Origin of the sequence: Mycolicibacterium lutetiense (assembly GCF_017876775.1) — a bacterium.
Lineage (GTDB): Bacteria > Actinomycetota > Actinomycetes > Mycobacteriales > Mycobacteriaceae > Mycobacterium > Mycobacterium lutetiense.
The window spans coordinates 1,177,067-1,204,057 of sequence record NZ_JAGIOP010000002.1; the positions used below are offsets into that span (position 1 = coordinate 1,177,067).

Annotated in this window: 21 protein-coding genes; 11 read left to right on the forward strand and 10 right to left on the reverse strand. The window is 66.9% G+C overall.

Translation table 11 applies throughout. The features are described from left to right. The first annotated feature begins 21 nt into the window (after positions 1-21). The 4 genes from JOF57_RS15010 to JOF57_RS15025 all read left to right on the forward strand — a co-directional run bounded on the left by JOF57_RS15010 (position 22) and on the right by JOF57_RS15025 (position 3,805). Positions 22-1,164 (forward strand): phosphotransferase, encoded by a 1,143-nt coding sequence (locus tag JOF57_RS15010; protein WP_209917702.1) that lies wholly within the window; start codon positions 22-24, stop codon positions 1,162-1,164. 43 nt (positions 1,165-1,207) lie between these two features. Next, positions 1,208-1,765, forward strand: coding sequence for a TetR/AcrR family transcriptional regulator (locus JOF57_RS15015; RefSeq protein WP_209917704.1), 558 nt, complete (start codon positions 1,208-1,210; stop codon positions 1,763-1,765). A 115-nt stretch (positions 1,766-1,880) separates the two neighbouring features. Then, positions 1,881-3,365 (forward strand): aldehyde dehydrogenase family protein, encoded by a 1,485-nt coding sequence (locus JOF57_RS15020; RefSeq protein WP_209917706.1) that lies wholly within the window; start codon positions 1,881-1,883, stop codon positions 3,363-3,365. A gap of 20 nt (positions 3,366-3,385) precedes the next feature. Beyond that, a complete protein-coding gene (locus JOF57_RS15025) occupies positions 3,386-3,805 on the forward strand; it encodes a nuclear transport factor 2 family protein (protein WP_209917707.1) in 420 nt (139 codons plus the stop codon). 76 nt (positions 3,806-3,881) lie between these two features. Here the strand turns inward: JOF57_RS15025 and rlmN are convergent, their stop codons facing one another. Both rlmN and JOF57_RS15035 read right to left on the reverse strand, forming a co-directional pair. Next, a complete protein-coding gene (gene rlmN / locus JOF57_RS15030) occupies positions 3,882-4,985 on the reverse strand; it encodes a dual-specificity RNA methyltransferase RlmN (protein ID WP_209917709.1) in 1,104 nt (367 codons plus the stop codon). Positions 4,986-5,089: 104 nt separating this feature from the next. Next, positions 5,090-5,659, reverse strand: coding sequence for a TetR/AcrR family transcriptional regulator (locus JOF57_RS15035; protein WP_209917711.1), 570 nt, complete (start codon positions 5,657-5,659; stop codon positions 5,090-5,092). Between the two features lie 109 nt (positions 5,660-5,768). Between JOF57_RS15035 and JOF57_RS15040 the strand changes: the two genes are divergently transcribed. Genes JOF57_RS15040 through JOF57_RS15050 form a run of 3 tightly spaced genes read left to right on the forward strand, consistent with a single transcriptional unit; the run spans position 5,769 to position 8,556 of the window. Next, complete coding sequence (locus tag JOF57_RS15040; protein ID WP_209917713.1) at positions 5,769-7,031, forward strand: aminotransferase-like domain-containing protein; 1,263 nt, start codon at positions 5,769-5,771, stop codon at positions 7,029-7,031. Further along, the gene (locus JOF57_RS15045) at positions 7,028-7,870 is read left to right on the forward strand and encodes an SMP-30/gluconolactonase/LRE family protein (protein ID WP_209917715.1); all 843 of its coding nucleotides are present in this window, start codon (positions 7,028-7,030) and stop codon (positions 7,868-7,870) included. Before JOF57_RS15040 ends, JOF57_RS15045 begins: the two co-directional genes overlap by 4 nt. 5 nt (positions 7,871-7,875) lie before the next feature. Further along, the gene (locus JOF57_RS15050) at positions 7,876-8,556 is read left to right on the forward strand and encodes a hypothetical protein (protein WP_209923375.1); all 681 of its coding nucleotides are present in this window, start codon (positions 7,876-7,878) and stop codon (positions 8,554-8,556) included. Between the two features lie 38 nt (positions 8,557-8,594). On the opposite strand, the gene JOF57_RS15055 is transcribed toward JOF57_RS15050, so the two are convergent. From JOF57_RS15055 to JOF57_RS15070, 4 genes are all read right to left on the reverse strand, one after another. Further along, the gene (locus tag JOF57_RS15055) at positions 8,595-9,440 is read right to left on the reverse strand and encodes a phosphatidate cytidylyltransferase (RefSeq protein ID WP_209917717.1); all 846 of its coding nucleotides are present in this window, start codon (positions 9,438-9,440) and stop codon (positions 8,595-8,597) included. Between the two features lie 23 nt (positions 9,441-9,463). Then, positions 9,464-10,021: a ribosome recycling factor gene (frr, locus tag JOF57_RS15060; RefSeq protein WP_209917719.1), complete on the reverse strand. Its 558-nt coding sequence runs from the start codon at positions 10,019-10,021 to the stop codon at positions 9,464-9,466. A gap of 44 nt (positions 10,022-10,065) precedes the next feature. Next, positions 10,066-10,818, reverse strand: coding sequence for a UMP kinase (gene pyrH, locus JOF57_RS15065; RefSeq protein WP_209917721.1), 753 nt, complete (start codon positions 10,816-10,818; stop codon positions 10,066-10,068). 146 nt (positions 10,819-10,964) lie between these two features. Next, complete coding sequence (locus JOF57_RS15070; RefSeq protein ID WP_209917724.1) at positions 10,965-11,657, reverse strand: class I SAM-dependent methyltransferase; 693 nt, start codon at positions 11,655-11,657, stop codon at positions 10,965-10,967. A 45-nt stretch (positions 11,658-11,702) separates the two neighbouring features. On the opposite strand from JOF57_RS15070, the gene JOF57_RS15075 reads away from it, so the two are divergent. Both JOF57_RS15075 and JOF57_RS15080 read left to right on the forward strand, forming a co-directional pair. Then, positions 11,703-12,134: a MarR family winged helix-turn-helix transcriptional regulator gene (locus JOF57_RS15075; protein ID WP_209917726.1), complete on the forward strand. Its 432-nt coding sequence runs from the start codon at positions 11,703-11,705 to the stop codon at positions 12,132-12,134. Positions 12,135-12,190: 56 nt separating this feature from the next. Continuing rightward, positions 12,191-13,312 (forward strand): glycerate kinase, encoded by a 1,122-nt coding sequence (locus JOF57_RS15080; protein WP_209917728.1) that lies wholly within the window; start codon positions 12,191-12,193, stop codon positions 13,310-13,312. 15 nt (positions 13,313-13,327) lie between these two features. Here JOF57_RS15080 and JOF57_RS15085 read toward each other — a convergent pair whose 3' ends face one another. The 4 genes from JOF57_RS15085 to JOF57_RS15100 all read right to left on the reverse strand — a co-directional run bounded on the left by JOF57_RS15085 (position 13,328) and on the right by JOF57_RS15100 (position 17,109). After that, positions 13,328-13,783: a DUF350 domain-containing protein gene (locus JOF57_RS15085; protein ID WP_209917729.1), complete on the reverse strand. Its 456-nt coding sequence runs from the start codon at positions 13,781-13,783 to the stop codon at positions 13,328-13,330. A gap of 18 nt (positions 13,784-13,801) precedes the next feature. Beyond that, the gene (locus JOF57_RS15090) at positions 13,802-14,965 is read right to left on the reverse strand and encodes a glutathionylspermidine synthase family protein (protein WP_209917731.1); all 1,164 of its coding nucleotides are present in this window, start codon (positions 14,963-14,965) and stop codon (positions 13,802-13,804) included. Continuing rightward, complete coding sequence (locus JOF57_RS15095) at positions 14,966-15,520, reverse strand: hypothetical protein (protein WP_209917733.1); 555 nt, start codon at positions 15,518-15,520, stop codon at positions 14,966-14,968. Positions 15,521-15,654: 134 nt separating this feature from the next. Then, positions 15,655-17,109: an amidase gene (locus JOF57_RS15100; protein WP_209917735.1), complete on the reverse strand. Its 1,455-nt coding sequence runs from the start codon at positions 17,107-17,109 to the stop codon at positions 15,655-15,657. Between the two features lie 170 nt (positions 17,110-17,279). Between JOF57_RS15100 and JOF57_RS15105 the strand changes: the two genes are divergently transcribed. Continuing rightward, positions 17,280-24,473 (forward strand): non-ribosomal peptide synthetase, encoded by a 7,194-nt coding sequence (locus JOF57_RS15105; protein WP_209917737.1) that lies wholly within the window; start codon positions 17,280-17,282, stop codon positions 24,471-24,473. Further along, positions 24,470-26,980, forward strand: a complete 2,511-nt coding sequence (locus JOF57_RS15110; protein WP_209917740.1) for an FAD-dependent monooxygenase — start codon at positions 24,470-24,472, stop codon at positions 26,978-26,980. Before JOF57_RS15105 ends, JOF57_RS15110 begins: the two co-directional genes overlap by 4 nt. The last annotated feature ends 11 nt before the right edge of the window (positions 26,981-26,991 follow it).

Here is a 26,991-nt window from a genome sequence, read left to right on the forward strand (position 1 = left end):
GTAAATTTGTAAACTTGCTCAATGCTCACACCGGCCCGCCGCATCATCCCCGCAGTCGGCCTGGCCGCACACATCGGCCACGGCGTGCAACGTATCGCAACCGATGCGGCGATCGGGCGCATGCGTTCACTACCCCGCCACGTCGGCGGCCTCGACGCGGCGTACCTGTCCCGGCTCACCGGGCGCACGATCGAATCCGTGTCGGTGGTCGGCGGCGACGCAGGTACGTCGTCGCGCGCCCGGCTGGCCCTGTCGGGCGGTCCGGATGTTCCCGAATCGGTGTTCGTCAAGATGCCCGCTGAAACCGCGGCGACCCGGATGATGGGCGAGTTGGGCCGGCTGGGGCACACCGAGGTGCGGTTCTACCAACAGCTGGCCGACGGCCTGCCCGGGGTTCCCCGCTCCTACGGCGCTGCCTTCGATCCACTGACCGGGCGGTATGTGCTGGTGCTGGAAGACCTGGCGCTCAGCCCCTGCGAGTTCACCGACACCCTGCACCCGCTGGACCGGAACCGCGCCGCCGCGACAGTCGGGCTGCTGGCCCGCGTCCACGCCGCGTTCTGGGGGCGGTTGCCGGCACGCAGCGGCAGCGGACCGTTGGGCTGGCTGTACTCGGCATCTGGCGATGACACCTCACTGATGACCGGCTCACTACTCAAGCTGTCGACCAAACGCCTGGCCGAGAACACCGACATTCCGGTGGCCGACGGGCAGTTCATCGACGAGAACTACCGAGCGGCGGCACAGCTGCTCGACCGGCCACCGCACACCGTCATGCATGGTGACGCCCATCCGGGCAACCTGTTCTTCCGCAACGGCGAGGCGGGCCTGCTCGACTGGCAGGCCGTCCGCCGGGGCCATCCCGGCCGGGAGCTGGCGTACACCCTGGTCACCTGCATGACCACAGCCGACCGGCAGGCCGCCGAACGGGACCTGCTCGACGAATACCGACGCGCACTGGCCGCAGCCGGCGGCCCGATGCTGGATCACGACGAGTTGTGGGAGCGTTACCGCCTGGGCGCGATCTACGCCTACGCCGCGCCTGTCATCACCGCCGGGCTCGGCGGTATGCAGGATGAAGGCATCGCGCTGGAAGGGGCCAGACGGGGTGTGGCAGCCTTGGCGGACCTCGAGACTGTGGCGATACTCAAGAAGTTGCTCTGATGGTCCTACCATTTGTTGAACCACGATCAACCAAGGCCTGGACGTGAATGAACCTCTACCCGCGCAGCGGGACGCAAGCGTCGAAGACACCTCGACGCGCCATCGAATCCTGGTCGCGACCGCCGAGGTACTGGCCCGCAGCGGTCAGACGAAACTGAGCCTTTCCGAGGTAGCGCTGCAGGCCGGCGTTTCCCGGCCCACCCTGTACCGCTGGTTCGCCGACAAGCAGGAGCTACTCGACGCGTTCGGCACCCATGAACGCGAGATGTTCGACCACGGCATCAGCCACGCGACCGTGGGTCTGCGGGGCAGCGAAAAGCTCGATGCCGCACTGCGTTTCATCGTGGAATATCAGCAGTCGTATTCCGGGGTCCGCCTCGTCGACATCGAGCCCGAAGTCGTGATCGCACAATTGGCCAACGTCATCCCCCTGATGCGGGCACGGCTGCTCAAGCTGCTGTCGGGCGCCAATGCCCCGGTCAAGGCCGCTACCGCGATCCGAGTGGCGGTCTCGCATTACATCGTGCGAAGCGATGACGGCGACCAGTTCCTGGCGCAGTTGCGCCATGCCGTCGGCCTCAAACAGCCCGACACCAACTGAGGACCTCCTCGCCTCGCCGCTCCAACCCAGTTCTCTACGATCGCAGAGACTTGCCGATCGGTCAATCCTCTTTTTGAGGGGTGACACGACACGCAATTTTTGTAAAGCTATCGGCATGACTCAGGTGCAGAGCGAAACCGGCGTGCTCGCCGGTGACGAGCGGATGCTCATCGACGGCGAACTCCAATACACCGGCAGCGGCGCCAAGTTCGACGTCGTCCACCCCGCCAGCGAGCAGGTGGCCGGCCAGGCCACCGACGGCACGGTGGCCGACATCGACCGTGCCGTCGGTGCGGCCAGACGGGCGTTCGACGAAACCGACTGGAGCCGCGACGTCGAGTTCCGCTACCACTGCCTGATGCAGCTGCACGATGCGCTGGACGCCGAGAAGGAGCGGCTGCGCCGGGTATTGGTCACCGAGGTCGGCTGTCCGGTCACCGTCACCGGCTCCCAGATCGAGGACCCGATCGGCGAGGTCAAGCACTGGGCCGAGCACGGCAGGAATTTCGAGTACGTCGTCGACAACGGCGTCCACCAAACTCAGCTCGGACCGGCACGCCGCAAGATCGCCTATGAGCCGGTCGGTGTGGTCGGCGCCATCACCCCGTGGAACGTGCCGTTCTACCTCAACGTCGCCGAGACGGTTCCGGCCTTGATGGCAGGCAACACCGTGGTGCTCAAGCCCGCACAGCTCACGCCGTGGTCGGGTACCGAACTGGGCCGCATAGTCGCTGAGCACACCGACATCCCGGCCGGCGTCTTCAACGTCGTGGTCGCAGGCGCCAACGAGGTCGGGGCCGCGCTGTCGGCAGACCCGCGAGTCGACATGATCACCTTCACCGGATCGACCGCGACCGGGCGCGCCATCTTGGCCGCCGGCGCGCCGACGGTCAAGAAGACGATGCTCGAACTGGGCGGCAAGTCCGCGCACATCGTGCTCGACGATGCGGACTTCAACTCGGCACTGCCCATCGCGGCGATGATGGCCTGTGTCATGAGTGGGCAGTCCTGCATCCTGCCCAGCCGAATCCTGCTCCCCCGCAGCCGCTACGACGAGGGCATCGCACTGCTCAAGGGGGCGATGGAGAACTTCCCGGTCGGCGACCCGTGGACCCCGGGCATCATGCAGGGCCCGCAGATCAGCGCCACTCAGCGCGAAAAGGTACTCGGGCTCATCAAATCGGGCATCGATTCCGGCGCCCGTCTGGTCACCGGCGGTGGGATACCGGAGAACCTGCCCACGGGTTACTACGTCTCGCCCACGCTGCTGGCCGACGTCGACCCCGATTCGCAGGTCGCCCAGGAGGAGATCTTCGGGCCGGTGCTCACGGTCACTCCCTACGACTCCGACGACGACGCGGTGGCCATCGCCAACAACTCCATTTACGGCCTGTCCGGTGAGGTTTCGTCCGGTGACGTCGACCGGGCATTCGCCATCGCGCGTCGGATCCGGACCGGCAACGTCACCATCAACAGCCGCAGCCATTTCGGTATCAACAGCCCGTTCGGCGGTTCCAAGCAGAGCGGTCTGGGCCGGCGCAACGGCGAGGAAGGCTTCAAGGAGTACTTCGACTCCAAGACCATCGGCATGCCGGAGTGAGCGAAGCTTGCGAGCGAACCATGAACCCGGGTGATGTCCGCGCAGTTTCAGCCCTGCTGTACCGGTATGCCCGCGCCGTCGACTCCAAAGACTGGGAGCTATATCGGTCGGTGTTCACCGAGGACGCGGTCATCGACTACTCGTCGGCAGGCGCCGTCGTAGGCACCCGCGACGAGGTGGTCGATTGGTTCGCCGCCAATTTCGGCGTGATCCCGTGGAGCATGCACTACATCACCAACATCGAGATCCTCGACGGTGACGAGGACACCGCGAGCGTGCGGGCGATGTTCTACAACCCCATGCAGTTGCCGGGGATGGCCGAGATGAGCGCCTGCGGCGGGTACTACCACCACGAGTTGGTGCGCACGCCCGACGGCTGGCGCAGCCGCAACCTGCGTGAGGAGAACCTCTGGTTCACCAACGCACCGGGTCAAGCCTGACGACCACGTTGACATTGAACCTACGCAAACTCCTACTCGACCTTTTGCGGCCTCAGGTCAAAGTCAACGCCGCGACTCAACCCTCGGCGGCGAGCTGGCCGCAGGCGGCAGCGATCTCACGGCCCCGGGTATCGCGCACCGTGCAAGACACTCCCTTGGCCTGAACGCGTTTGACGAACTCCCGCTCGACCGGTTTGGGACTGGCGTCCCATTTACTGCCCGGCGTGGGGTTGAGCGGGATCAGGTTGACGTGCACCAGAGCGCCGAGCTTGCTGTGCAGCTTCTTACCCAAAAGATCTGCGCGCCAAGGCTGATCGTTGATGTCGCGGATCAGCGCGTATTCGATGGACACTCGCCGGCCGGTGACGTCGGCGTAGTAACGCGCGGCATCGAGGACCTCGTCGACGCTCCACCGGTTGTTGACCGGCACCAGGGTGTCGCGTAGTTCGTCGTCGGGGGTGTGCAGCGACACGGCGAGCGTGACGCCGAGGCGCTCGTCGGCGAGTTTGCGGATGGCCGGCGCCAGACCCACCGTCGACACGGTCACCGACCGGGCACTGATCCCGAAACCGTTCGGCGGCGGCGCGATGATGCGCTTGACTGCTGCCAGCACCCGGTTGTAGTTGGCCAGCGGCTCACCCATGCCCATGAAGACGATGTTGGACAACCGCCCGTCATGCTCCAGCCGCATGGCCGACGACGCCGCCCGGACCTGTTCGAGGATCTCGGCGGTGGACAGGTTGCGCTTCAGGCCGCCTTGCCCGGTCGCGCAGAACGGACAGGCCATGCCGCAGCCGGCCTGCGAGGATATACAGACCGTGTTGCGCTGCGGGTAGCGCATCAGCACCGATTCGAACGTCGTGCCGTCGCCCGCGCGCCACAGCGTCTTGCGGGTCTCCCCCGCGTCGCACTGGATCTGCTTGACCGGGTCGATCAGGGTCGGGAACAGCGCGTCGGCCACCTGGTCACGCACGGCGGCGGGCAGATCGGTCATCTGCTTCGGGTCGGCGATCAGCCGGCCGTAGTACTGGTTGGCCAGCTGTTTGGCCCGGAATTTCGGCAACCCCAGCTCGGCGACAGCCTCCGTACGGCCGTCCTCGTCGAGGTCGGCAAGGTGTTGCGGCGGCATGCCGCGGCGCGGGGCCTCGAAGACCAACGGCAACGGCTTACTTTCAGACATAACGACCCCATTATCCCGCACCGCTATTGCGCGTGAACACCGCCGAGTTGTAACGTGTCCCAAAACCAGAGTGAACACTCTGGTTTTGGTCCGACAGAGTCAGTTCAGTGCCGATCCAAGACGGCCTCCACCGCGGTCGTCAGGTGTTCGGCACTCACGGCAGAATCCAATGCAACCGAGGTAATTTCGTCATTTCCGAACACGGCCGGCAGGAACGCGTAGGAGTACACGATCCGGAACGCGGTATCGGCAGCGGCGGCACTGCACCCGAAACGCTCGGTAAGCACGCGGCCAAAGTCCCGCGCGAAGGAATGACTCCAGGCGACTCCGGCCGCCCTCATATCCGGATCGTCGCGGCCGAGACTGACGAACACGAAGAGCAGGGCCCGATTAGCCGCGATGGACTCGAGGAACATCGAGACGAAGCCGGTCACGAACCGTTGCCTGTCAGCGCTGGAATACCAAGGCGCCAAACGATACTCGCTCGATTCGCTCAGGCGCGTCAAGAATCTGTCATGGGCTTCGACCAGCAGCTGTCGGCGGTCGGCAAAACGATGGTAGATGGCCCCGTTGGACACTCCGGAACGCTCGCTGACCGCGACGATCGTCAAATTGTGCGATCCCGATTCGGTCAGGATTTCCAGCACGGCGTCGAGCACCCGGGAAGCCGTCATCTGACTGCGCCGCTGAACCGCAGGGCGCCTTCCGGGAACCTCGACAGCCTCACTCATCAAAGCCAACTGTAAGTGTGCGATGGAACAAGACAAGAAGGAGCCGTGCGACATGGTCGACGTTCAGAGGTTTTTATCCGATATCGCGCGCGTCGCACCCTTCGTGCCGCCCCAGGACCCGGTACCGGTCACCTTCAACTTCGATCAGGGAATTCCATCCGCGGAGACATTTCCGATCTCCACGCTTGATCACCTCCTCAGCGACGTTCTCAAGCGCGACGGCGCACGCGCCCTGGAATACGTATCGCTGGACGTCGACGGTCCCGGCGACCAGATCGTCTACGGCAACACCGGCTACAGCGAGCTGATCCTGGGCAGTCTGCACCTGCGCCGCGAGTTGGCGAGCTGGCTGGGTGAACGCAACGCGCGCACCGACCTGGGCCCGGACAACCTGATCATCACCTCCGGTTCGGTGCAGGCCATCGCGCTGGCCATCAATGCGCTGGTGAATCCCGGCGACGGGGTGCTGGTGGAGGCCGCGACATTTCCCTACGCGCTGCGGTACGCCAAGATGCGCGGCGCCGATATCCGGCCCGTGACGATCGACTCCGACGGCCTGGATCCCGACGCCCTGGAATCTCAACTCAAGGAAATGGCCGCTGCCGGGGTTGTCCCGAAGCTGCTGTATATCGTTGCCACCTTCCAGCTTCCGACCTGTGTATCGACATCCGAGCCGCGGCGCCGGCGCATCCTGGAGTTGGCGCAGGAGTACGACTTCCTGATCCTCGAGGACAACATCTACGGCGATCTGCGCTACCACGGTGAGCCGCTACCCACTCTGCTGTCCATGGACACCGAAGGCCGGGTGATGCAGTCCCATGGCTTCAGCAAAACGGTGGCACCCGCGTTGCGGATCGGATGGATGACCGGACCGCAGGACCTGATCGCCGGATTGGGTTCGGTACGGCAGGACCTGGGCCCGAGCCTGTGGACCTGCCGGGCACTGGCGCAGTTCGTCGCATCCGGGGGCTTCGACAAGCAGATCGACCGCGCCAACGACGTGTACCGGCGCAAGCTCGACGTCGCGGTGACCGCCGTGCGGGAACACTGCGGCCCCTGGGTGACGTTCTCGGTGCCCGAAGGCGGCTTCTACCTGTGGCTCAAGTTGTCCGATCAAGTCGACTGGCGGGAGGTCCGGCGCCGGTCCGCCGAGGGCGGCGTAGCCTTCCGTCCGGGCGAGCGATTCATGGTCGACAGTGCCGCTGCCGCCGGAGCAGGTTACCTGCGGCTGGCCTACAGCCACGTCGATGACGACGAAATGCAAAGGGGCATTGCGATTCTGGGCGAGGCCATTCGCGATTCGGTGATCAGTTGATCGCCGACGACCCCAAGCCCGTCGCCGAGGGCCTGACCTTCCCGGAGTGCCCGCGCTGGCATGACGGTGCCCTGTGGTTCTCCGACCAGCACGCCGGCACTGTTTTCCGCCTGGCGCCCGGACAGCCCCCCGAACCGATACTCGAGGTCGCCGGCCAGCCGTCGGGCCTCGGGTGGACACCCGACGGCGATCTGCTGGTGGTGTCCATGCTGGACCGGAAACTGCTGCGCTATGACGGTCAGACCACCGCAACGGTGGCTGATCTGTCGCCGTATCACCGCGGGCCGAGCAACGACATGCTTGTCGACGATGCCGGCCGGGCCTACGTCGGCGACATCGGCTTCGACTACTACGACGGGGGCTCCCCTACCCCGACGAAGCTCATCAGGGTGGACCCGGACGGCGAGGTTCAGGTGGTCTCCGGGGACGTCCTGGTGCCCAATGGGATGGCCCTGACCGAGGGTGGAACGCGGCTCATCGTCGCCGAGTCACTGGCCCGCCGGCTCACCAGCTTTCGCCGGGATCCCGATGGCACCCTGTCGGATCAGCAGGTGTTCGCCGACCTCGGCCGTCGGGTCCCCGATGGGATCTGCGCGGACCCGACCGGTGCGGTGTGGTTCGCCTCGCCCAATTCCAAGGCCGTTGTTCGCGTCGACCGAACCGGTACGGAAACTCACGTCATCGGCACGGGCAGTTGGTACCCGGTGGCCTGTGCGCTCGGCGGCCCGGACGGCCGCACGCTGTATATCTGCGCTTCGACCTCGGTGGCCCCCACCGACACCGACACCGCACGATCGGGCGCAATACTCGCAGTCGAACTCGATAAGGAGAAGCCGTGAAATTCATGTACGCCCTGTGGGGCTCGGACCTGGATCAGTCCCTGCGCGCACCGGAGTTGCGCGACGCGCTGCACACGGCCGGCGCGAGCCGTCTGCAGGTCAATGTCGATGACGCCGACGTCGCCCCCACACGTCTGCGCATCACGCACTTCGATACCCCCGTGAACGCAGTGGTCAGCATCTGGACCGAGACCGAGACCGAGCCGACCGCAATCTCGGAGCTGCTGACCGGCGCCGCCGACCGCTGCGTGGGTTGGGAGGTCGAGGAAACCGTGCGGTTGGTGCCACCGCCGGTCGCCGATGGCGAACGCACCCCGGCGCTGGCCCAGCTCGGATTCCTGCGAATCCCCGCGGAGCTCACCCCCGAGGAGTGGCTGCACCTCTGGCAGGGACAACACACCACGGTGGCCATCGAAACCCAGGCGACCTTCGGCTACGTGCAGAACCGGGTGCTGCGGTCGGTTCTCGGTGACAGCAGGGTCGACGCTCTGGTCGAGGAGCTGTTCCCGATGGCGGCCATGACCGATCCGCACGCCTTCTACGGCAGCGGCGGCGACGACGCCGAGTTGCGGCGACGCCTCGGATTGATGGTCGAGAGTGTGACCAGGTTCGGGGCACACACGAACCTGGACTCGGTCCCCACCAGCCGGTACGTCTACGAACTGGCGTCTCAACCGTCCCGGTAGGCGAGATCGGCCAAGCATTGTGACGCAGCGAATACGGCCTAAGCCAGGAGCGTCAAGACGATCCAGCCGACGACGGCCGACGGCAGCATCGCGTCGATCCGGTCCATGATCCCGCCGTGGCCCGGTAGCAGCGTTCCCATGTCCTTGATCCCGAGGTCGCGTTTGACCTGCGATTCGACCAGGTCGCCGAGCACGCCGGTGATTACGAGCAACAGGCCGAGCGGCACGCCCACCCACGCCGGCTTGTCCAGCAGAAACGCGACCGAGACCACGGCCGCGGCGACGCCGAACACCAGCGAACCGCCGAGGCCCTCCCAGGACTTCTTGGGGCTGATCGCCGGCGCCAGCAGGTGCTTGCCGAACAGGACGCCCGCGACATAACCACCGATGTCGGCGAAGACGACCGTCACGATGATTGTGAACACCCGGGCCCCGCCGTGGTCGGCGAAGATCAGGAGCGCGGTGAAGGCCGCGAACAACGGCACCCACGTGGCCAGCAAGACGGTGGCGGCGATATCGCGCAGGTAGTTGACGGGTTGCTGGTCCAGGCCCTGCCCGATCAGGCGCCACACCATGCAGACGACGATGGTGCCGCCGTAGGCACCCAGGAGGCCCGCGGCCCCGAACGGCCAGGTCAGCCAGATCATCGCCTGCCCGCCGAGCAGCAGCGGCACGGTGGGCAGCGCATAGCCGTCTTCGCGCATCCGCCGGATCACCTCGTGGGTGGCGATGGCGATCGCGACGGCCAGCAGCGGCAGCCACCAGAGGGGCGCAAAGAGCAGGGTGCCTATCGCGAGGGCGCCCAGGACCGCGCCGACGGCGATCGCGGCCGGCAGGTCGCGGCCGGCGCGCGAGGTTTTCTGTGGTGGCTCAGTCTGTGCCACGGGACTCTGGTGCTGGAGGTCGCCTAGACCTCCAGCAACTCGCCTTCCTTGTGCTTGACCAACTCGTCGATCTGGGCGGTGTACGTGTGGGTGGATTTTTCGAGATCCTTCTCTGCGCGCCCGACTTCGTCCTCGCCGGCCTCGCCGTCCTTCTTGATCCGGCTGAGCTCTTCCATCGCCTTTCGACGGATGTTGCGCACGGACACCTTGGCGTCCTCGCCCTTGGATTTCGCCTGTTTGACCAGCTCGCGGCGGCGCTCCTCGGTGAGCTGCGGGATCGAGATCCGGATGATGTTGCCGTCGTTCGTCGGGTTCACCCCGAGGTCGGAGTTGCGGATCGCATCCTCGATCGGTCGAAGCTGCGCTGCCTCGTAAGGCTTGATGACGACGAGGCGCGCCTCGGGAACATTGATGCTCGCCATCTGCGTGATCGGTGTCATCGACCCGTAGTACTCGATGTTGATCCGGGAGAACATGCCCGGATTGGCGCGACCGGTCCGGATCGTGGACATATCGTCACGGGCCACAGTCACGGCCTTTTCCATCTTCTCTTCGGCATCGAAGAGAGTTTCGTCGATCACTTCGGGTTCTCCATCGATCGTGCTCCTCGCGGGCGCGGCAGGTTTCAGGTGGTGGTGACCAGCGTTCCGATCTTCTCACCCGCCACCGCACGGGCGATATTGCCTTCGGTGAGCAGGTTGAACACCAGCATCGGCATCCGGTTGTCCATGCACAAACTGAAGGCTGTGGCATCGGCGACCTGCAGGCCTCGGTCGATGACCTCGCGATGGCTGACCTCGGCGAGCAGCTGGGCGTTCGGGTCCTCGCGCGGGTCGGCCGTGTAGACGCCGTCGACCGCCTTGGCCATCAAAACGACCTCGGCCCCGATTTCCAGGGCACGCTGTGCGGCGGTGGTGTCGGTGGAGAAGTACGGCAGGCCCATGCCTGCACCGAAGATGACGACACGACCCTTTTCCAGGTGCCGCACTGCCCTCAGCGGGAGGTACGGCTCGGCGACCTGACCCATGGTGATGGCGGTCTGCACGCGCGTATCGATGCCTTCCTTCTGCAGAAAGTCCTGCAGCGCAAGGCTGTTCATCACGGTACCGAGCATGCCCATGTAGTCGCTGCGGGTGCGTTCCATCCCACGCTGCTGCAACTGGGCGCCGCGGAAGAAGTTGCCGCCGCCGATCACGACCGCGACCTGGACTCCACTGCGCACCACGGCGGCGATCTGGCGGGCCACCTGGTGCACGACGTCGGGGTCGAGGCCGACCTGGCCGCCGCCGAACATCTCTCCGCCGAGCTTCAGCAGAACCCTTGTATAGAAGGGACGAATGGGTGCTGCGCCCTCGCCGGCGCCATTCGGATCCGCCATCGGTCTCCTCGGCACTCCTCGCATGTAGAGAGCCACCCGGGTTACCCCTGGACGGCCTCTCCATCCTGCCTTATGGCGGGCACCACACCTAGTTTGGGTGAGTTCCCGATGACCGAGTGTCGCCGGCGGGGCGGATCGGCCGGCGGCTATCCGAGGTGCGCCTGGAGCAGCCAGGCCGCCACCGACTTACGGTCGGCGCCCTCGTCGCGGAGGTCCCTTCCGGCGAAATCTGCGAAGGTGGCGGAGTCCGCCGGGACGTGGGCATGGATGCGGGCCGGTCGCACGTCGTCGATCACCCAGTACTTGCCGACGACCTCGCGCAATTCTGCCTCGCTGACCGGGTTGGCCGGTCCGTCCTCGCCCATCGTGGCCTTGTCGAACACCAGCACGAAGTACGAGGCGCCGGGAGCGGCGGCCCGAACGATCGACTGCTGGTAGCCCTCGCGAAGCTCGACCGGCATCGAGTGGAACAGCGTGCTGTAGACGATGGTGCCGAAGCGTCCGTCGTAGCCGGTGAACGCGCTGATGTCGGCCACCTCGAAGCTGGCATTCGTCAGCCCCCGTTCGGCGGCCTCGGCCCGGGCCAGTTCGATGGCAGTGGCCGACTGGTCGAGACCGACTGTGGTGAATCCCCGCTCGGCCAGGTCGAGCGCGGTGGCCGCCTCACCGCAGCCGGCGTCGAGCACGTCGCCGTGGAACTTGCCCTCGGCAATCAGGGCTGCGATCTCGGGCTGCGGTTCGCCGATGCTCCACGGCGGGCGCGCCCCGGCGAATTCCTGAGCCTCACCGCGGTAAGCGGATTCGAACATTGCGTCTGACATTTCGCTTGGTGTGGTCATACGTCCGGTATATCAACCTGCTTGATATGTGTCAATATGCTTGATATGAACTCCGATATGGGCGGCATCCTGGAGGAACAGCCACTCGGATATCTGATGTATCGCGTGGTCGCGGTGCTGCAACCACGGGTCGCCGCACAGCTGCAACCGCTGGGCCTCAAACTGCCCGAGTTCGTCTGCCTCCGCATCCTGTCGATGGCCCCGGGCCAGTCCAACGCTGAACTCGCCCGCCACACGAACGTGTCACCACAGGCGATGAACAACGTAGTGCGCGGCCTTCAAGACCGCGGCGCGGTGCGCAGGCCGGCCACCGTCGACTCCGGACGGGCGCTGCCCGCCGAGTTGACCGCCGAGGGCGCCGAATTGCTCGGACGTGCCGAAGCGGCGGTGCTCGCCGCCGAGGACGAGGTGCTCGACCGCCTCGATACCGAGCAGCGACGCGCCCTCAAGCGACTCCTGGCGCACGCGATCACCTGAGCCGCCCCCACTTCTGGCGCGCCGAGCGCCGGCACAGTCGGTAGTGTCGCCTCCGGATGAAGATCGTTCTGGCTCCGGACTCCTTCAAGGAGTCGATGACCGCGTCGCAAGCGGTGGCGGCGATGCGCGACGGCGTCCGGTCGGCCATACCCGACGCCCAGTGCATCGGAGTACCGATGGCCGACGGCGGTGAAGGCACAGTCGACGCCGTCATCGACGCCCTCGGCGGTGACCGCGTCACCGAGATGGTGCAGGATCCGCTCGGGCGGCCCGTCCGCGCCGGCTACGGCTACGTCTCCGACCACCGCCTGGCGGTCATCGAGATGGCCGCCGCCTCCGGCCTCGAGCTGGTGCAGCCGCCTGAACGGAATATATTGCGCGCCAGCACCTTCGGCGTCGGACAACTGATCGCCTCGGCCGTGGACCACGGCGCGAGGAAGCTGCTGATCGGCATCGGCGGTTCGGCAACCAATGACGGCGGAGCCGGCATGCTCAGCGCCCTGGGTGTCGTCTTCGCCGACGCCGAGGGCACCACGCTCCCGCCCGGCGGCGCCGCGCTGGCCCGGCTGCGGCACATCGACATCTCCGGCCTGGACCCCAGACTGGCCGATGTTCATGTCCGGATCGCCTCCGACGTCACCGCTCCCCTGCTCGGAACCAATGGCGCCAGCGCAGTTTTCGGTCCGCAGAAAGGGGCCACCCGGTCGGACGTCGCAACCCTTGAATCCGCGTTGACCCGCCTGGTCGAGGTGACCGGGAAGACGCTCGGCGGCGCCCGACCCGATCGCCCGGGCGCCGGGGCCGCCGGCGGCCTGGGCTTCGGGCTGATGGAATTCCTGGCCGCCGAATGTGACCCGGGAGTCGAGGTGATCGCCCAGACCGTAGGACTGGAACAGGCGTTGACCGGAGCCGACTGGGTGTTCACCGGGGAGGGCAGTGTCGACGCCCAGACGATGTTGGGCAAGACGCCGTTCGGCGTCGCCCGACTGGCTGCGCGCACCGGCGCCAAGGTGGTGATCTTCGGCGGCCGCGTCGCCCCCGACGCCGATGTCCTGCTGGCCAACGGCGTCGACAAGTTGGTGGCCATCACCGCACCGGGCACTCCGCTGGATCAGGCCTTGCGTGACGGCCCGACCGCGTTGGCGCGCGCCGCCGCCGAAATCTGCCGCACCCTCTAGCGCGAGCAGGGAAAATCAGAGGATGGCGGCTGCCACGATCAGCCCGAACGCCACATAGGCGGCGATCACGACCAGCACCTCGGGGGTGAATCGCTCGGACGCCAGCACCCGGCCCATGTCGATCCCCTTGATCGCGCCGATCAGCCGGACCGAGAAGGCCTGGGCGGCAATGCCGAGCAACCCGAACACCAAGGTGCTGAGCAGCCCCTGAACCAGGTCACCCAGTGAGCTGTAGATGGCCAGCACGATGATGAGTGCCATCGACACGATGCCCGCGGCCGCCACCGCGGCGGCGTTGGGACGCCCGGCCTGCACCAGGGCCCGCAGGGGTCCCGGCGTGGTCCAGTCGATGACGAAGAAACCCAGAACCATCAGCGCCACACCGACAATCGTGTACAGCACGATCGCCGACACCCCGTGGCCGAGGATCGACCAGTAATCGGAGCTGAGAGCAACCAGGGTGGTTGTCATAGGGGTATTCCTTCCAGATCACAGCGGGATGCGGTGTGGCACAAAGGCAGCGCCGTTGTCGGTGACGAGACCGGAGGTCTCGCGGATTCCGAGTCCGGCGGATTCGTCGCCGACGATCCATGCGCCCAGTGCGGGACGCATATCGTCGAATTGCGGTAGCGGATCGAGCAACTGGTACACGTAGCCCTCTTCGCCGTACACACCGCCGGTCTCGGTCTCGAACCCGGCGCCGACGATGGTGATGTTGGCGCCCTCACGGCCGAGTTTCGGTTTGCGCACGTAGTCGGTCAGCTCGTGCGGGTCATCGATGTACGTGGGCAACAGGTTCGGATGCCCGGGATACATCTCCCACAGCACCGCCAGGATGGCCTTGTTGCTCAGAAGCGTCTTCCACAGCGGTTCCACCCACATCGTGGCGGGCAGTTGCTCGACCGCACGGCGACCGAAATCGTCGTCGAGCATCCACTCCCACGGGTAGAGCTTGAAGACCGACGACATGGGGGTTTCCTCCAGGTCGACGAACCTGTCGAGGTCCCGGTCGAATCCGATGTCCTCGATCGCCAGCCCCACGGTGCGCAGACCGGCCTCGGCCGCGCACTCCTGCAGGTAGGCCACGGTCACGTGATCCTCACCGCTGAGCTCGGCTCCCGACCAGGTGAAGTATGTCTCCACCCCTGGAAGACGGTCCCGGATTTCAGCCCAGCGACCAACCAGCTTCTCGTGCAACGAGTTCCACTGATCGTCTTCTGGGTACACATCGGTTTTCCAGTGCCACTGCAGGATCGCGGCTTCGAGCAGCGTGGTCGGGGTGTCGGCGTTGTACTCCAGCAGTACCGGCGGCCGCCGGCCGTCGTAACGGAGGTCGAACCGACCGTACAGATGCGGATCGCTTCGCCGCCAAGACTTCTCGATGTGCTCCCAGCTCCACTCGGGAAGCCCGAAGTCGCGGTAGCGCTCGGTCAGGACGACATTCTCGACGGCCTCCAGGCACATCGAGTGCAACACCTCGACGGAAGCCTCGATCGACAACACCTCGTCCATGTCGAAGACGTAGTGCACCGATTCGTCCCAGTACGGGCGGTCGGCACCGGTCGCGTCACGCGCCGGAGTCCCGAAGCACATTCCCTGGTCGGCGACGATCTGCTCCCAGCCGGCTCGCGGGGAACTGCGTTGACGACGCATTCAGCTTCCCGAACTTTTGCCGTAGCTCGACGACGAGCCGAATCCGCCGCGGGAGATGGATGTGCCCGATTTCGTCTTGGCGGTGGTGCCCTTGGGCATCTCCAGCGTTCCGCCGCGGGCAACGGTGCCGACGCCGCCGCTGTTGCCGCCGTAGTAGTAGCGGTACGGCGAGCCGAGATAGATGAAAGTGCCGCCGGAGCCACTGTGACCGCTGGAACAGTATGAGTCGGGCACTACCTCGTTGCTGCCGTCCTTGACGCAGCTCGCCGCGATTTCCTCTTTGTGCAGCAGGTGGTAACCCAGGGCGACCACTCCGACCACGCCGACCACGGCCACCGATCCCATCAGGATCTTGCCGTTCCTGGCCTTACGGTCCCGGGCCTTCTCCTCCTGCAGGGCCGCGAACTGCGCCGCCGCCTCGCGGGCCTTCTGGGCCTTGTCGCGCTGGCGCGCCTCGGCCACGGTGGGCGGCCGAGGTGTGGCGGTGGCCGGATCCTGCCAACGTATCGATCCCCGACCGTCGTCGCCCGACTGGTCGTCTGGTCCAGACGTCATTCACACCCCCGCAACAGTGACACCTGCCGGTCATCATAGGAGCACACCGTCACCGGCGGGCCCGGACCTGGCCAAAACGCGGACGGGCAGGCGCGCCGGTGTCCGCTACTGCCACCGCGGTCACCAAAGAACGCCTATTTCACCGTTTTTCGCGCCTGCTTCGGCGGGGCGGCCGCCCCGACCTGCGTCTGAATGCGCGGCCAGGGCCTGGCCTCTTCCAGCTCGTAGGCCAGCTCCAGCAGCAGAGCTTCGCGGCCACGGGTCGCCGAGAGCATCATGCCCACCGGCAGGCCGGCCTTCGTCTGGGCCAGCGGCAGTGAGATGGCCGGATCCCCGGTGGCGTTCTGCAGAGGTGTGAAGGCCACCCACCCGAGCAGCCGGTCGATGATCTGCTCGTAGTCCGCGGTCGGGTCGAGCCGGCCGATCTCCAGAGTGGGTTCGGCCAGCGTCGGCATGAGCACCGCGTCATAGCTGTTGGACAGCCGCTCGGTGACCCGTTTTGACCGGGCCAGCCGGGTGATCGCGGCCGGGAGCCGATGCAGGTTGCGGGAGGCGAGCCGCTCCAGCCCGAGGGTGAGGTTGTCGAGCTTGTCTCGGTCGAAACTGGGGCCGAAAGACCGCTTTCCGCCGCGTACCAACGCATACGACAGGAACGCCCAGTACAGCAGGAAGTCGTCCTTGAACCGGGCCTGGACCGGGTTGCCGATCACGGTGATCTGGTGGCCGAGTTCCTCGAGCAGCGTGGCGGTCTTGTGGGTCAGCTCGGTCATCTCGGGACCGGCGTCGTGCACAACGGACTGGGTACACACCGCGATCCGCAGGCGCTGCTTGCCCGGGCGGCTGACGTCGCCGATCGGTGGCAGCTTGGGGTTGCGGTAGACGCGCTCCATCTCCCGGAACAACGCCGCGGTGTCACGCACCGATCGGGTGAGCACCCCGTCGGACACGATCCGCAGCGGCATCATCCGCATGTCCTTGTCCTGTGGCAGGCGGCCCCGGGTGGGCTTGAGACCGACCAATCCGTTGCAGGCGGCGGGGATCCGGATCGAGCCGCCTCCGTCGTTCGCATGGGCGATGGGCACCACTCCCGATGCGACGAAGGCACCGGAACCCGATGAGGAGGCGCCCGCGGTGTAGTCGGGGTTCCACGGATTGCGCACCGGCCCCAGCCGCGGATGCTCGCACGAGGCGCTGAAGCCGAACTCCGAGAGTCGGGTCTTGCCCAGCGGCACGAGACCCGTGGCGAGGTACGCGCGGGCGAAGTCGCCGTGAGCCGTTTCGGGGCGGGGTTCCCATGCGTCGGTGCCGCGCATGGTCGGCATGCCCTCGACCGCGGCGTTGTCCTTGACGAAGGTCGGAACACCGTCGAAGTACCCGCCGTAGGAGCTGGGCGCGGCACCGCGGGCATGGGCCCGGTCGAATGCCGCGAACGCCAATCCGTTGAGGGTGGGATTGACCGCCTCGACCCGCGCCACCGCGGCCTCGATCAGGTCGGCCGCCGAGACCCGGCCGGCACGCAATTCCTCCACCAGGCCGACGGCGTCGTGCTCACCGAGGGCGTCGTCACTGAAAGCGGAGATTCGACTCATACACAGACGGTACCAACTGGTACCGCTCGCACGCCGTGCTACGCCGGCACCAAAAAGGTAGCCGCCAATTTCTGACAGGTTGTCAATACCCTGTCTCCCGGCTAGCCAATGTCCTGGGCCGATCGGGTTGTCGCCCCAATTCCCTACACGTTTGGAGCACTTCCGAGATCATGGGCGCAAATGACGATGCCGCCACGCCTGCACGCCGCGGTCTGACTGCCTACCAGCGAGATATCTGGCTGGTCACACAGCATTTTCCAGGTGTTCCGTGTTACGTCGTCGGTCTGCAGGCCCGGCTGGTCGGGGATATCGACGTCGACGTCCTCACCGACTGCTACGCCCGGGCGTGGCAACGGCACGACGCGATCCGACTGCGGTTCGGGGCCGTCGAGGGAGCGCCGTACCAGGAGTTCGCCGACGACATGCCACCGATCGAGCAGGTGGACCTCACCGGTGAGCCGGATCCCGCGGCCGCGGCGGACCGGATGGTGCAGGACGCCGTCGGCACCGCGATCGATCCCACCGAGCGGGTGCCGCTGCGGGTCACCCTGCTGCGCGAGGCCGAGCGGGTCTACCGGGTCCTGGTGTTCTCCCATCACGTGGCGATCGACGCCACCGGGGTGTTCAATCTGGCCGCACACGTGCTGGCCGACTACAGCACCGTGATGGCCACCGGCGAACCCGCGCCATTGCCCGCCACGTCGTTTCGTGAGGCGGCCGACCGCGCCGACGAGTACCTGCAGTCCGAGCAGTGGCGGGCCGACCGCGACTATCTGACCGACCAGGTACGCGACGCCACCCCGGCCCTGTTCGACCGGGCGCAGGCCGCCAGCGGCCCGGTCCCGCTGCAGCGGCACCGTGCCCACCTGCCCCGGTCATTCGTCGACCGGCTCCGCGAGCTCGACGTGCCGTTCTTCCCCTATCTGGCGACCATGGTCGGCACCTACGTGAGCCGGGTGCTGGGCACCGACGACGTGATGGTCGGCATTCCGCTGTCCAACCGCAACACCCCGGCCGAAATGATGACCGTGGGTGGGCATTTCGCCAATACCCTGCCCTTGCGGATCGACCGGCGCGCGGGGACCGGGCTGGCCGAGCTGGTGGGCGACGTTCGCCGCGGGGTCCGTGAGATCAAGTCGCGCCAGAGGTTTCCGCTCGGCGACCTGATGAACGAGTTGCGCCGAGCAAGCCGCGACACCGGCCCGCTGTTCGACGTCACAGTCACCTACGTGCGACTGCCCGAGGTGCGTGCGCTCTCCGACATCGTCGAGAGCGTTGAGGGGCTCCCACACGGTTTCGACACCTTCACGCTGGCCGTGCACGTCCATGAGCTCGACGACGACGGCCCGCTCGAGCTCATCTTCGACTACGCAACCGACGTGTTCGACGGCGATTACCCCATCGAGTCGGTAGAGCGTCACTTCACCGCATTGCTGCACGCCGGCCTGGAATCCCTGGAAGCGGATCCTGCCGCGCTGCCGATGCAGTCGGCCACCGAGCTGACCGCGCTCACCGAGCAGAGTTGCGGTCCCGTTGTTCCCTACGACGACGCCTCCAGCGTGATCGAGCGGATCGTGACTCAGGCCGCTGCCACACCCGACGCTCTCGCGGTGCTGGCCACCGATGAACCGCCACTGACCTATTCCCAACTGAACCGACGCATATCGGCAACGGCAGCCGAACTGCGGGCCTGCGGCGTGCAGCTCGGGGATCGCGTCGCAGTGCTGTCAGAACGCGGCTCCGACCTGGTTGTCGCGGTCATGGCGGCGATGCACGCCGGAGCCGCCTATGTGCCCGTCGACCCGCACCACCCGGCCGACCGGATCGCCCATGTGCTGGCTGACGCGGGTGTTGCCGCGGTGCTCACGGGCGAGGCGTCAGAGACGTTGGAGACCGTGATCGGCGATCTCCCGGTGATCACGGTGGGCAGCGGGCAGCCCACTCCCCCGTCCGTGGCGACCCCGCCGGCCCCGTCCGGACACGACCTGGCCTACGTCATCTACACCTCGGGATCCACGGGTACCCCCAAAGGGGTTGCGGTGGAACATCACTCGGTGATCAACCGGCTGGATTGGATGCAGCGGCGCTATCCGATCGGTCCCGGTGACGTCATTCTGCAGAAAACCCCGGTCACGTTCGACGTTTCGGTGTGGGAGTTGTTCTGGTGGGCCCGTCAGGGTGCCGCAGTGGCGTTGCTTCCGCCCGGGGGCGAGAAGGATCCCCGCGAGATCCTGGGCGCCATCGCCGAATCCCGGGTGACGGTGACGCATTTCGTGCCGTCGATGCTGACACCGTTCCTGGACCTGCTCGAACAGTCACCGGAGGCGGTCGACCAGGCCGCCTCGCTTCGCCTGGTGTTCTGCAGCGGAGAAGCGTTGCGACCACAGCAGGTGAACCGGTTCAACCGGTTGTTCGCGCACCGCGGCACGCCGGCGCCGGCGTTGGTGAATCTCTACGGCCCCACCGAGGCCTGCGTCGACGTGTCGTTCTACGACTGTCCGAACGACCCGGATCAGTCGGTGTCCCGCATTCCCATCGGCCGGCCCATCGACAACACGCGACTCTATGTGCTGGGCCGCTCCGACCAGCCTCAACCGGTCGGGGCACCCGGTGAGCTGTGCATTGCCGGCGCCGGATTGGCCCGCGGTTACCTGAATCGGCCGCAGTTGCAGGCAGACCGATTCGTCGCCGACCCGTTCCACCCCGGCGAACGGATGTACCGCACAGGTGATCTGGCGCGGTGGTGCGCGGACGGTCAGCTGGAATATCTGGGCCGGATCGACCGCCAGGTCAAGATCCGCGGCAACCGCGTCGAGCCCGGTGAAATCGAGAATGCCCTGACGGGCATCCCCGGGATACTCGACGCAGCAGTCGTCGCCGAGGAATCCGAGAGCCGCGGCACCCAGCTGATCGCGTTCGTCGTGGCCGGCGCCGAGGTCGATACCGGTACTTTGCGCAGCCAGCTCGCCCAGCGGGTGCCGGACTACCTGATCCCGGCACAGTTCTGTGGCGTCGAGGCCATCCCGGTGACATCGAGTGGGAAGGCAGACCGCACAGCACTGCTGGCCGCCGCACGACGGCAGACGTCGGCCGAATACACCGAGCCGCGCACCGACATCGAGGCAACGCTGGCCGTGATTTGGCAGCAGGTTCTCGACATCAGAGCGGTATCGGTCCACGACAACTTCTTCGACCTCGGCGGGGATTCGATTCTTTCGTTGCGGGTCCGAGCACTGGCCGAGGCCAAGGGCCTGCTGCTGGATGCCCGCGACATCGCGCATCACCCGACGGTCGCCGAACTCGCCTGCCAGGTGGTCGCAGGCGCGGATACGACGCCGCCAGTCGCACCGTTCGAGCTCGTTTCGGCGGTCGACCGGGCCCATGTCGGTGACGCCGAGGATGCCTACCCGCTCACCAGGCTGCAACTCGGAATGTTGTTCCACAGCACCGAGCAACACGATTCGCAGGCCTACCATGACGTGTTCCGCTACCAGCTGCGGATGCCGTGGCAGGAGTCGGCCTGGCGGAATGCGTTGGAGCGGTTGGTGGCTCGCCATCCCGCGCTCCGGACTTCCTTTCATCTGGCCGGTTTCACCGAGCCGCTACAGCTGGTAAATCGGCACGTCGTCGCTGACTGCGATGTCGTCGACCTGCGCGACCTCGAGAGCCCGTACGCGCATGCCGTGATCGAAATCCACCTCGCCGATCGACGGGCATGGCACTACGAGCTGGGCCGGCCCGGCCTCTACCACTTCGGTGTGTTTCTCCTGCCCGATCGCATCGACGTGGTGTTCTCGTTCCACCATGCGATCCTCGACGGCTGGAGTGTGTCGGCGATCCTGGCCGAGCTCCTGCAGGACTACCGGCATGCCGGGGGCGCAGCTGTCGAACCGGTGGCCCCGGCAACGTTGCCGTCCTTCGCGGAATACGTTCGCGCAGAACAGATCGCACGCGACAACCCCGAACACCGCGAATACTGGACCCGGCTGCTCGCCGGCGCCCCGGCGATCAGGATCCCTGGCGACCGCCACCATGTCGAGGCCGGGGAAGCGGACGGGATCGCCTCGGCGGCGGCAACCCGCCTTCGGCACACCGTCGAGATCGGAGAATCGCTGTGCGCGCAGGTGATCGCCGCCGCGGGCGATGCTCACGTGCCGGTCAAGGCCGTGTATCTGGCCGCGCATCTGTTCACCGTCGGCCGGTTCGCCGGACAGCAGGACGTGACGTCAGGTGTGGTGACGCACGGTCGGCCACAACGTGCCAACGCCGAACGCACCGCGGGCCTGTTCCTCAACACCGTGCCCGTCCGGGTGAACTCCGCCGCGGCCAGTTGGCGGGCTCTGGTGCTCGAGGTATTCGACCGGGATCGCGCGAACGCCGCGCACGCGCACTACCCGGTCGCCGACATCCAGCGGCACGCGGATCTTGCGCTCGATGTGGCGTTCAACTATGTGCACTTCCACCGGGCCGGTGACCTGCTCGCCGCCCTCGACGTCGAACTGTTGAGCGTCGATGCCGACGAGGCCACCAACTTTGCCTTGCTGGTCAACGTTCTGCGTGACCCACGCGACGGCGCCGTCACGGTGCGACTCGACGGCGATCCGGCAATGTATACGCCCGAACAGCTCGACGTGCTCGGCCGCAGTTTCGTGCGGGCTCTGCAACTCATCTGCAGCCGGCCCGATGAGCCTGTCGGCATTGCCGCCGATGCCCGGCTCGCCGACGCAACCGGAACCGTGGGCGGCACGGTCGTAGAACGGTTCGCCGTAAGCGCGTCCCTGTTCCGCGATGACGTGGCACTCGAATTCGGCTCGCGCACTGTCACATACGGCGAACTCGACACCATGTCGGCGCAGCTGGCCGCCGGGTTGGTGCTCCGCGGTGTGCGCCGGGGCGAACGGGTGGCGGTGTCCGCGCAGCGCGGTCCCGAGCTGATCGCCGCGGTGCTCGGCGTCGCTCGGGCGGGCGCAGCGTGCGTACCCGTCGACCCCACGTACCCGGCCGCACGACGCGACGCCATGCTGGCGGTGGCGCAGCCCGCTGCGGTACTCGACGACACTCTGATCGCCGAATTGCTCACCGGCCCCGACGCCGCGCTGCCGACCGTCGATCCCGACCAACCGGCATACGTGCTGTTCACGTCGGGGTCGACCGGTGTACCCAAGGGCGTGGTGATGGGGCACCGGGCGCTCGCCAACCTGATCGACTGGCAGCTCTCGGTGCCCAGCGGCCGTTGCACCGACACCGGACGTGCGCCGGCAACGCTGCAGTTCGCACCGCTGTCGTTTGACGTGTCGTTCCAGGAGATCTATTCGACGCTGTGCGGCGGAGGCCGATTGCTGCTGATCTCCGATGCCGACCGGCGGGACCTGCCCACGTTGGTGGACACGCTCGACGCGACGGCAACCGAGCGGATCATCCTGCCGTACGTGGCGTTGCAGCCGCTGGCCGAAGCGGCGGTGGCACGCGGTAGGACTCCCCGAGCCTTGCGCATCATCGTGTCCTCCGGCGAGCAGTTACGTGTCACCGACGAGATCCGAGCGCTGTGCGCCGCCCTCGCCCGCAACACCGACGGCGTCATTCTCGAAAATCAATACGGTCCCACCGAAACCCATGTGGTGACCTGTCACCGCATGACCGGCAATCCGCATCGGTTCCCGGCGCTGCCACCCGTGGGGATGCCGATCGACAATGTCGTGATCGCCGTGCTGGATGCCCAGGGCGAGGCCGCCCCCGACGGCGTGCCGGGTGAGATCTGGGTGGGCGGCGCAGCACTCGCCGACGGCTACCACGGTCGCGCCGATCTGACCGATGAAGTGTTCGTCCACGTCGAATCACTTGGTGGCCTTCGGATGTACCGCACCGGGGACCTGGGTCGCAGACTGCCCGGTGGCCAGCTCGTCGTCGAGGGCCGTCGTGGCACTGCGGTCAAGGTGCGCGGACACCGCATCGAACCACTGGACGTGGAGCTGGCGCTGGGTCACGCGGCGGCCCGACGCGGCGTCGCCGAGGTAGCCGTTGTGGCCCGCCCCGGCGGGGAATCCTGCGCGAGAACACAACTGGTGGCCTTCCTGGTCGGTCCCCTCGACGATGCCCTGGCGGCCGGTATCGCAGCGGAGCTTCGTGATGCCGTGCCCGAATACATGGTCCCGTCCCGGTTCGAATGGCTCGACGAAATGCCACATACGCCAAGCGGCAAACGGGCCGATATGGTGCTGGGCACCATGGCTCTCGCCACACCTGCCCGCGACCATGTCGAGCCGCGGGACAACCACGAACGAGTGATAGCCGAGCTGATGGCCGACGCGCTCGGAGTTGCCCGGATCGGTGCGTTCGACGAATTCTTCGCCCTCGGTGGCGATTCCATATCGGCGGTACGGCTCATCGTCGGAATCGAGAGGCGATTCGGGACCACTGTGCCGATGTCGGCGTTCGGCGCCCGGCCGACGGTCGCCGAGCTCGCAGCCCGGGTGCGCGATCGGCAGGTCGTCGACTTCGACCCGGTCGTCGCGCTCAAGCCGACCGGCAGTCGTCCGCCGTTGTTCCTGGTACACCCGATCGGCGGATCGGTGCTGTGTTACGCCGACCTCGCCGCGCATCTCCCCGGAGATCAACCGCTGTACGCCTTGCAGGCAGCCGGTTTGGAACCCGGCACCACGGCCGTCGGCTCGCTGCAGCAGCTGGCCGCCGACTATGTCCAGGCGATTCGCCGGATCCAGCCCGAGGGCCCGTACCACATCGGCGGCTGGTCACTGGGCGGTCTGATCGCCTTCGAGATGGCCCACCGGCTGACCGAGGACGGAGCTGAAGTCGGCTCCCTCGTGCTGCTGGACACCATGGCGTTGGATACCGACTCGGCCACCGATCTCAGCCCGAAACAGCTCTACTCCTATTTCCTGTGGGAGTTGTTGTGGGGTGCACTGGGCACCGGCACCCCCACCGAGCCGGTTCCCGACGTCGACTCCGATGACGCGGCACTCGATTACATCCTCGACATCGCGATCGGCCACGGGGTCCTACCCCGGACCGGTTCGCGTGAGTTGGTGCGCCGATTGCTCACCGTATTCCGGTCCTGCTGGGAAGCCGGCGCGCAGTACCGGCCCGCGGTATGGCACGGGCCGATGACGTTGCTGCGCGCCGCCGAGCCGCTGCCGGAGGTGCTGGCCAATGCCCACGACGCGGCCGGTTCCTGCTACGGCCACGCGGATAACGGCTGGGGCCGATGGGTGGCCGGCGAGCTCGCCGTCGTCGACGTCGCGGGCGATCACCTCAGCATGGTCACCGAACCACACGTCGCAACGCTGGCCACCAAGCTGGTCGAACACCTTTGCGCCCAACACGACTACCTCGGAGCCAACCAATGAGCACGCATCCCAATCCCCCGTCGGCGATCGTCGTCGGGGCCGGAGTCGGAGGATTGACCGCTGCCGCGGCGCTGCGCCGCACCGGCGCCGACGTGACGCTGTGCGAACGTGCCCCGCAACTGCGGGCCGCCGGTTTCGGGCTGGCCGTGCAAAGCAATGCGATGCTCGCACTGCGCACGCTCGATCTGGGTATCGAAGAAGACCTGTTGCGGATCGGCGGCCGGGTCGCCACCTTCAGCTTCCGCGATACCGCAGGCAAGATACTGCGACGCGTCGACGTGACGCCGCTGGATTCGGCGCTGGGCGCACCGTCGGTGGTGTTGACCCGCAAGGATCTCCACGATGTCCTGCTCACCGCCGCGGGCCACGATCTCCGCGTCGAAACCGGCGCAGCAGCAGAGCATTTCGTTGACACCGGAGCCGGTGTCGCGCTGCAGTTGTCCGACGGGCGGCACCTCGAAGCCGACGTCCTCATCGGCGCCGACGGCATCAACTCGACGATCCGGGCACAACTGCACGGCGCGCAGCAGCCCCGTCCGGGCGGATTCGTCTGCTGGCTTGCGCTGGCACCCTTCTATCCGGCCTGGCTGCGCGAGGGTGAGTCGGTGCACTACTGGGGAGACGGCCGCCGCTTCGGGCTGCACGACTGCGGCCAGGGCACCATCTACTGGTGGGCGACCGAGTCGACAGATGCCGACCTTGCCGCCAACTGGCCCCACGGCAAGGACGATCTTCTTGCCCGCTTCGCCGGCTGGACACCACAGATCACCGACATCATCACGGCCACAGACGAATCCGACATCATCACGGTGCCTGCCTTGGACCGTCCACCACTGACGGGCTGGGGTACCGGCTCGGTGACACTGCTCGGCGACGCGGCTCATCCGATGCTGCCGAGCCTCGGTCAGGGCGCCAACTCGGCGATCGAGGACGCCATCGTGCTGGCACATGCACTGGCGGTCAGCGACGATCCGGTGGCCGGTCTGCGTACCTATGAACGCAGGCGCCTGCCGCGCACCACCGAACTGGTCACCGGTTCGCAATCGCTGGGACGGATCGAGCAGAGCAGCAATCCCGCCGTTGTCGCTGCCCGCGCCCAGTTCATTCAGCGTGCCGGCGACCAGCGGGTTCTGGACATGATCTCCAAGCCGATGACGTGGCCGGGATTCGGTGACCGCGGCCCCGGGGCCGCGTTGCCACGTCGGCTCTCGACGCTGGAACGCTGGCACTGGGCGGCAGACCGGATATCGCCGCTGCATATCTGTGCCCGAGTTCGCCTCGACGGGCCCGTCGACACCGCCGGTCTGCAGGCCGCGCTCAACGTGGTCGGCCGTCGTCACCCGCTCGTACAGTCGACGGTGCGTCCGGCGCGGGGCGGTCCGTCCTTCGTGCCTGTACCGCGACGTCCGATCCCACTGCGGCTGGCTGACAACGGATCCTGGGCCACCGAGATGGACCGCGAACTGGCCGAACCGTTCGACGACGCCGGGCCGCTGTTGCGGGCCACGCTGGTGACCGTGGAGCCAGAGGTGTCCGATCTGATCCTGACGTCGACCTACACCCTGTGCGACGGAATCGCGATCGCGGCGTTATGCCGACAGGTGCTGGCCGCTGCCGGCGACGAGGCCGGCGAACCGGCAGCGGACACAGCCGAGTGGCATCCCGAGATTCCCGCGCCTCCCGGCCCGGAAGAGTTGATGCCCAACGGTTTCCGTGGGGTGCGGGGAAAAATTCGGGCACTGGGGCGGCTCGCCGCCGACGCGATTTCGGAGCGCGGTGCCCCCGCGCTCCAGCGGCTGCCTGCACAGCGACATGTACCGGCCGCCGAGCGGCGCACCCGCTTCGCGCACCGCGTCATCACCGGCGCCGCTGCGCAGGATCTGCTCACCGCATGCCGCGACCACGGCGTGTCGCCGCAGGCGGCCGTCGCGGCAGCCCTGGCAACTGCGGCGACCGTCGAAACCGGTTCTACTCAGGCACGATTCGCGGTCAGCGTGTCCGTGCCGTTCCGCGAACACCTCGCCGTGCAACCCGACGCCGACGCCACCGGCAGCTATCAGGCAATGGTGGCCGCCCCGGTGGACTGCGCCCCCGACCGGTCCCTGTGGCAGGCCGCGGCCGGCTTCGACATGCGGATGCGCGATGCCGTCGACAAACGCCACCACCTGGCCAACCTGGGGTCGCTGGGAGCGATGTCGATGGGCGCGACGCGATTCGCAGACCGGGTGGCAGCCGTGCTCGACGAACGTGGCCCGGGCAACCTGTGTGTGAGCCTGATCGACACCGCGGACTTCCCCGAACGACTCGGCGGCTGGAACCTGTCCGGAATTCAGGTGATATCCGGGACGTCGATCAGCGGATACCTCATGCTGTATGTGACAGTCGGCCGCGACGAACTGGCCCTCAACCTCGGCTACGTCGAGGGCATCGTCTCACCCGACCGCTCCGCGTCGCTCCTGGACAACGCCGCGGCCGCCCTGCGCGGTGCCATTCCGGCCCGGGTATAGAAGCCCGCGAC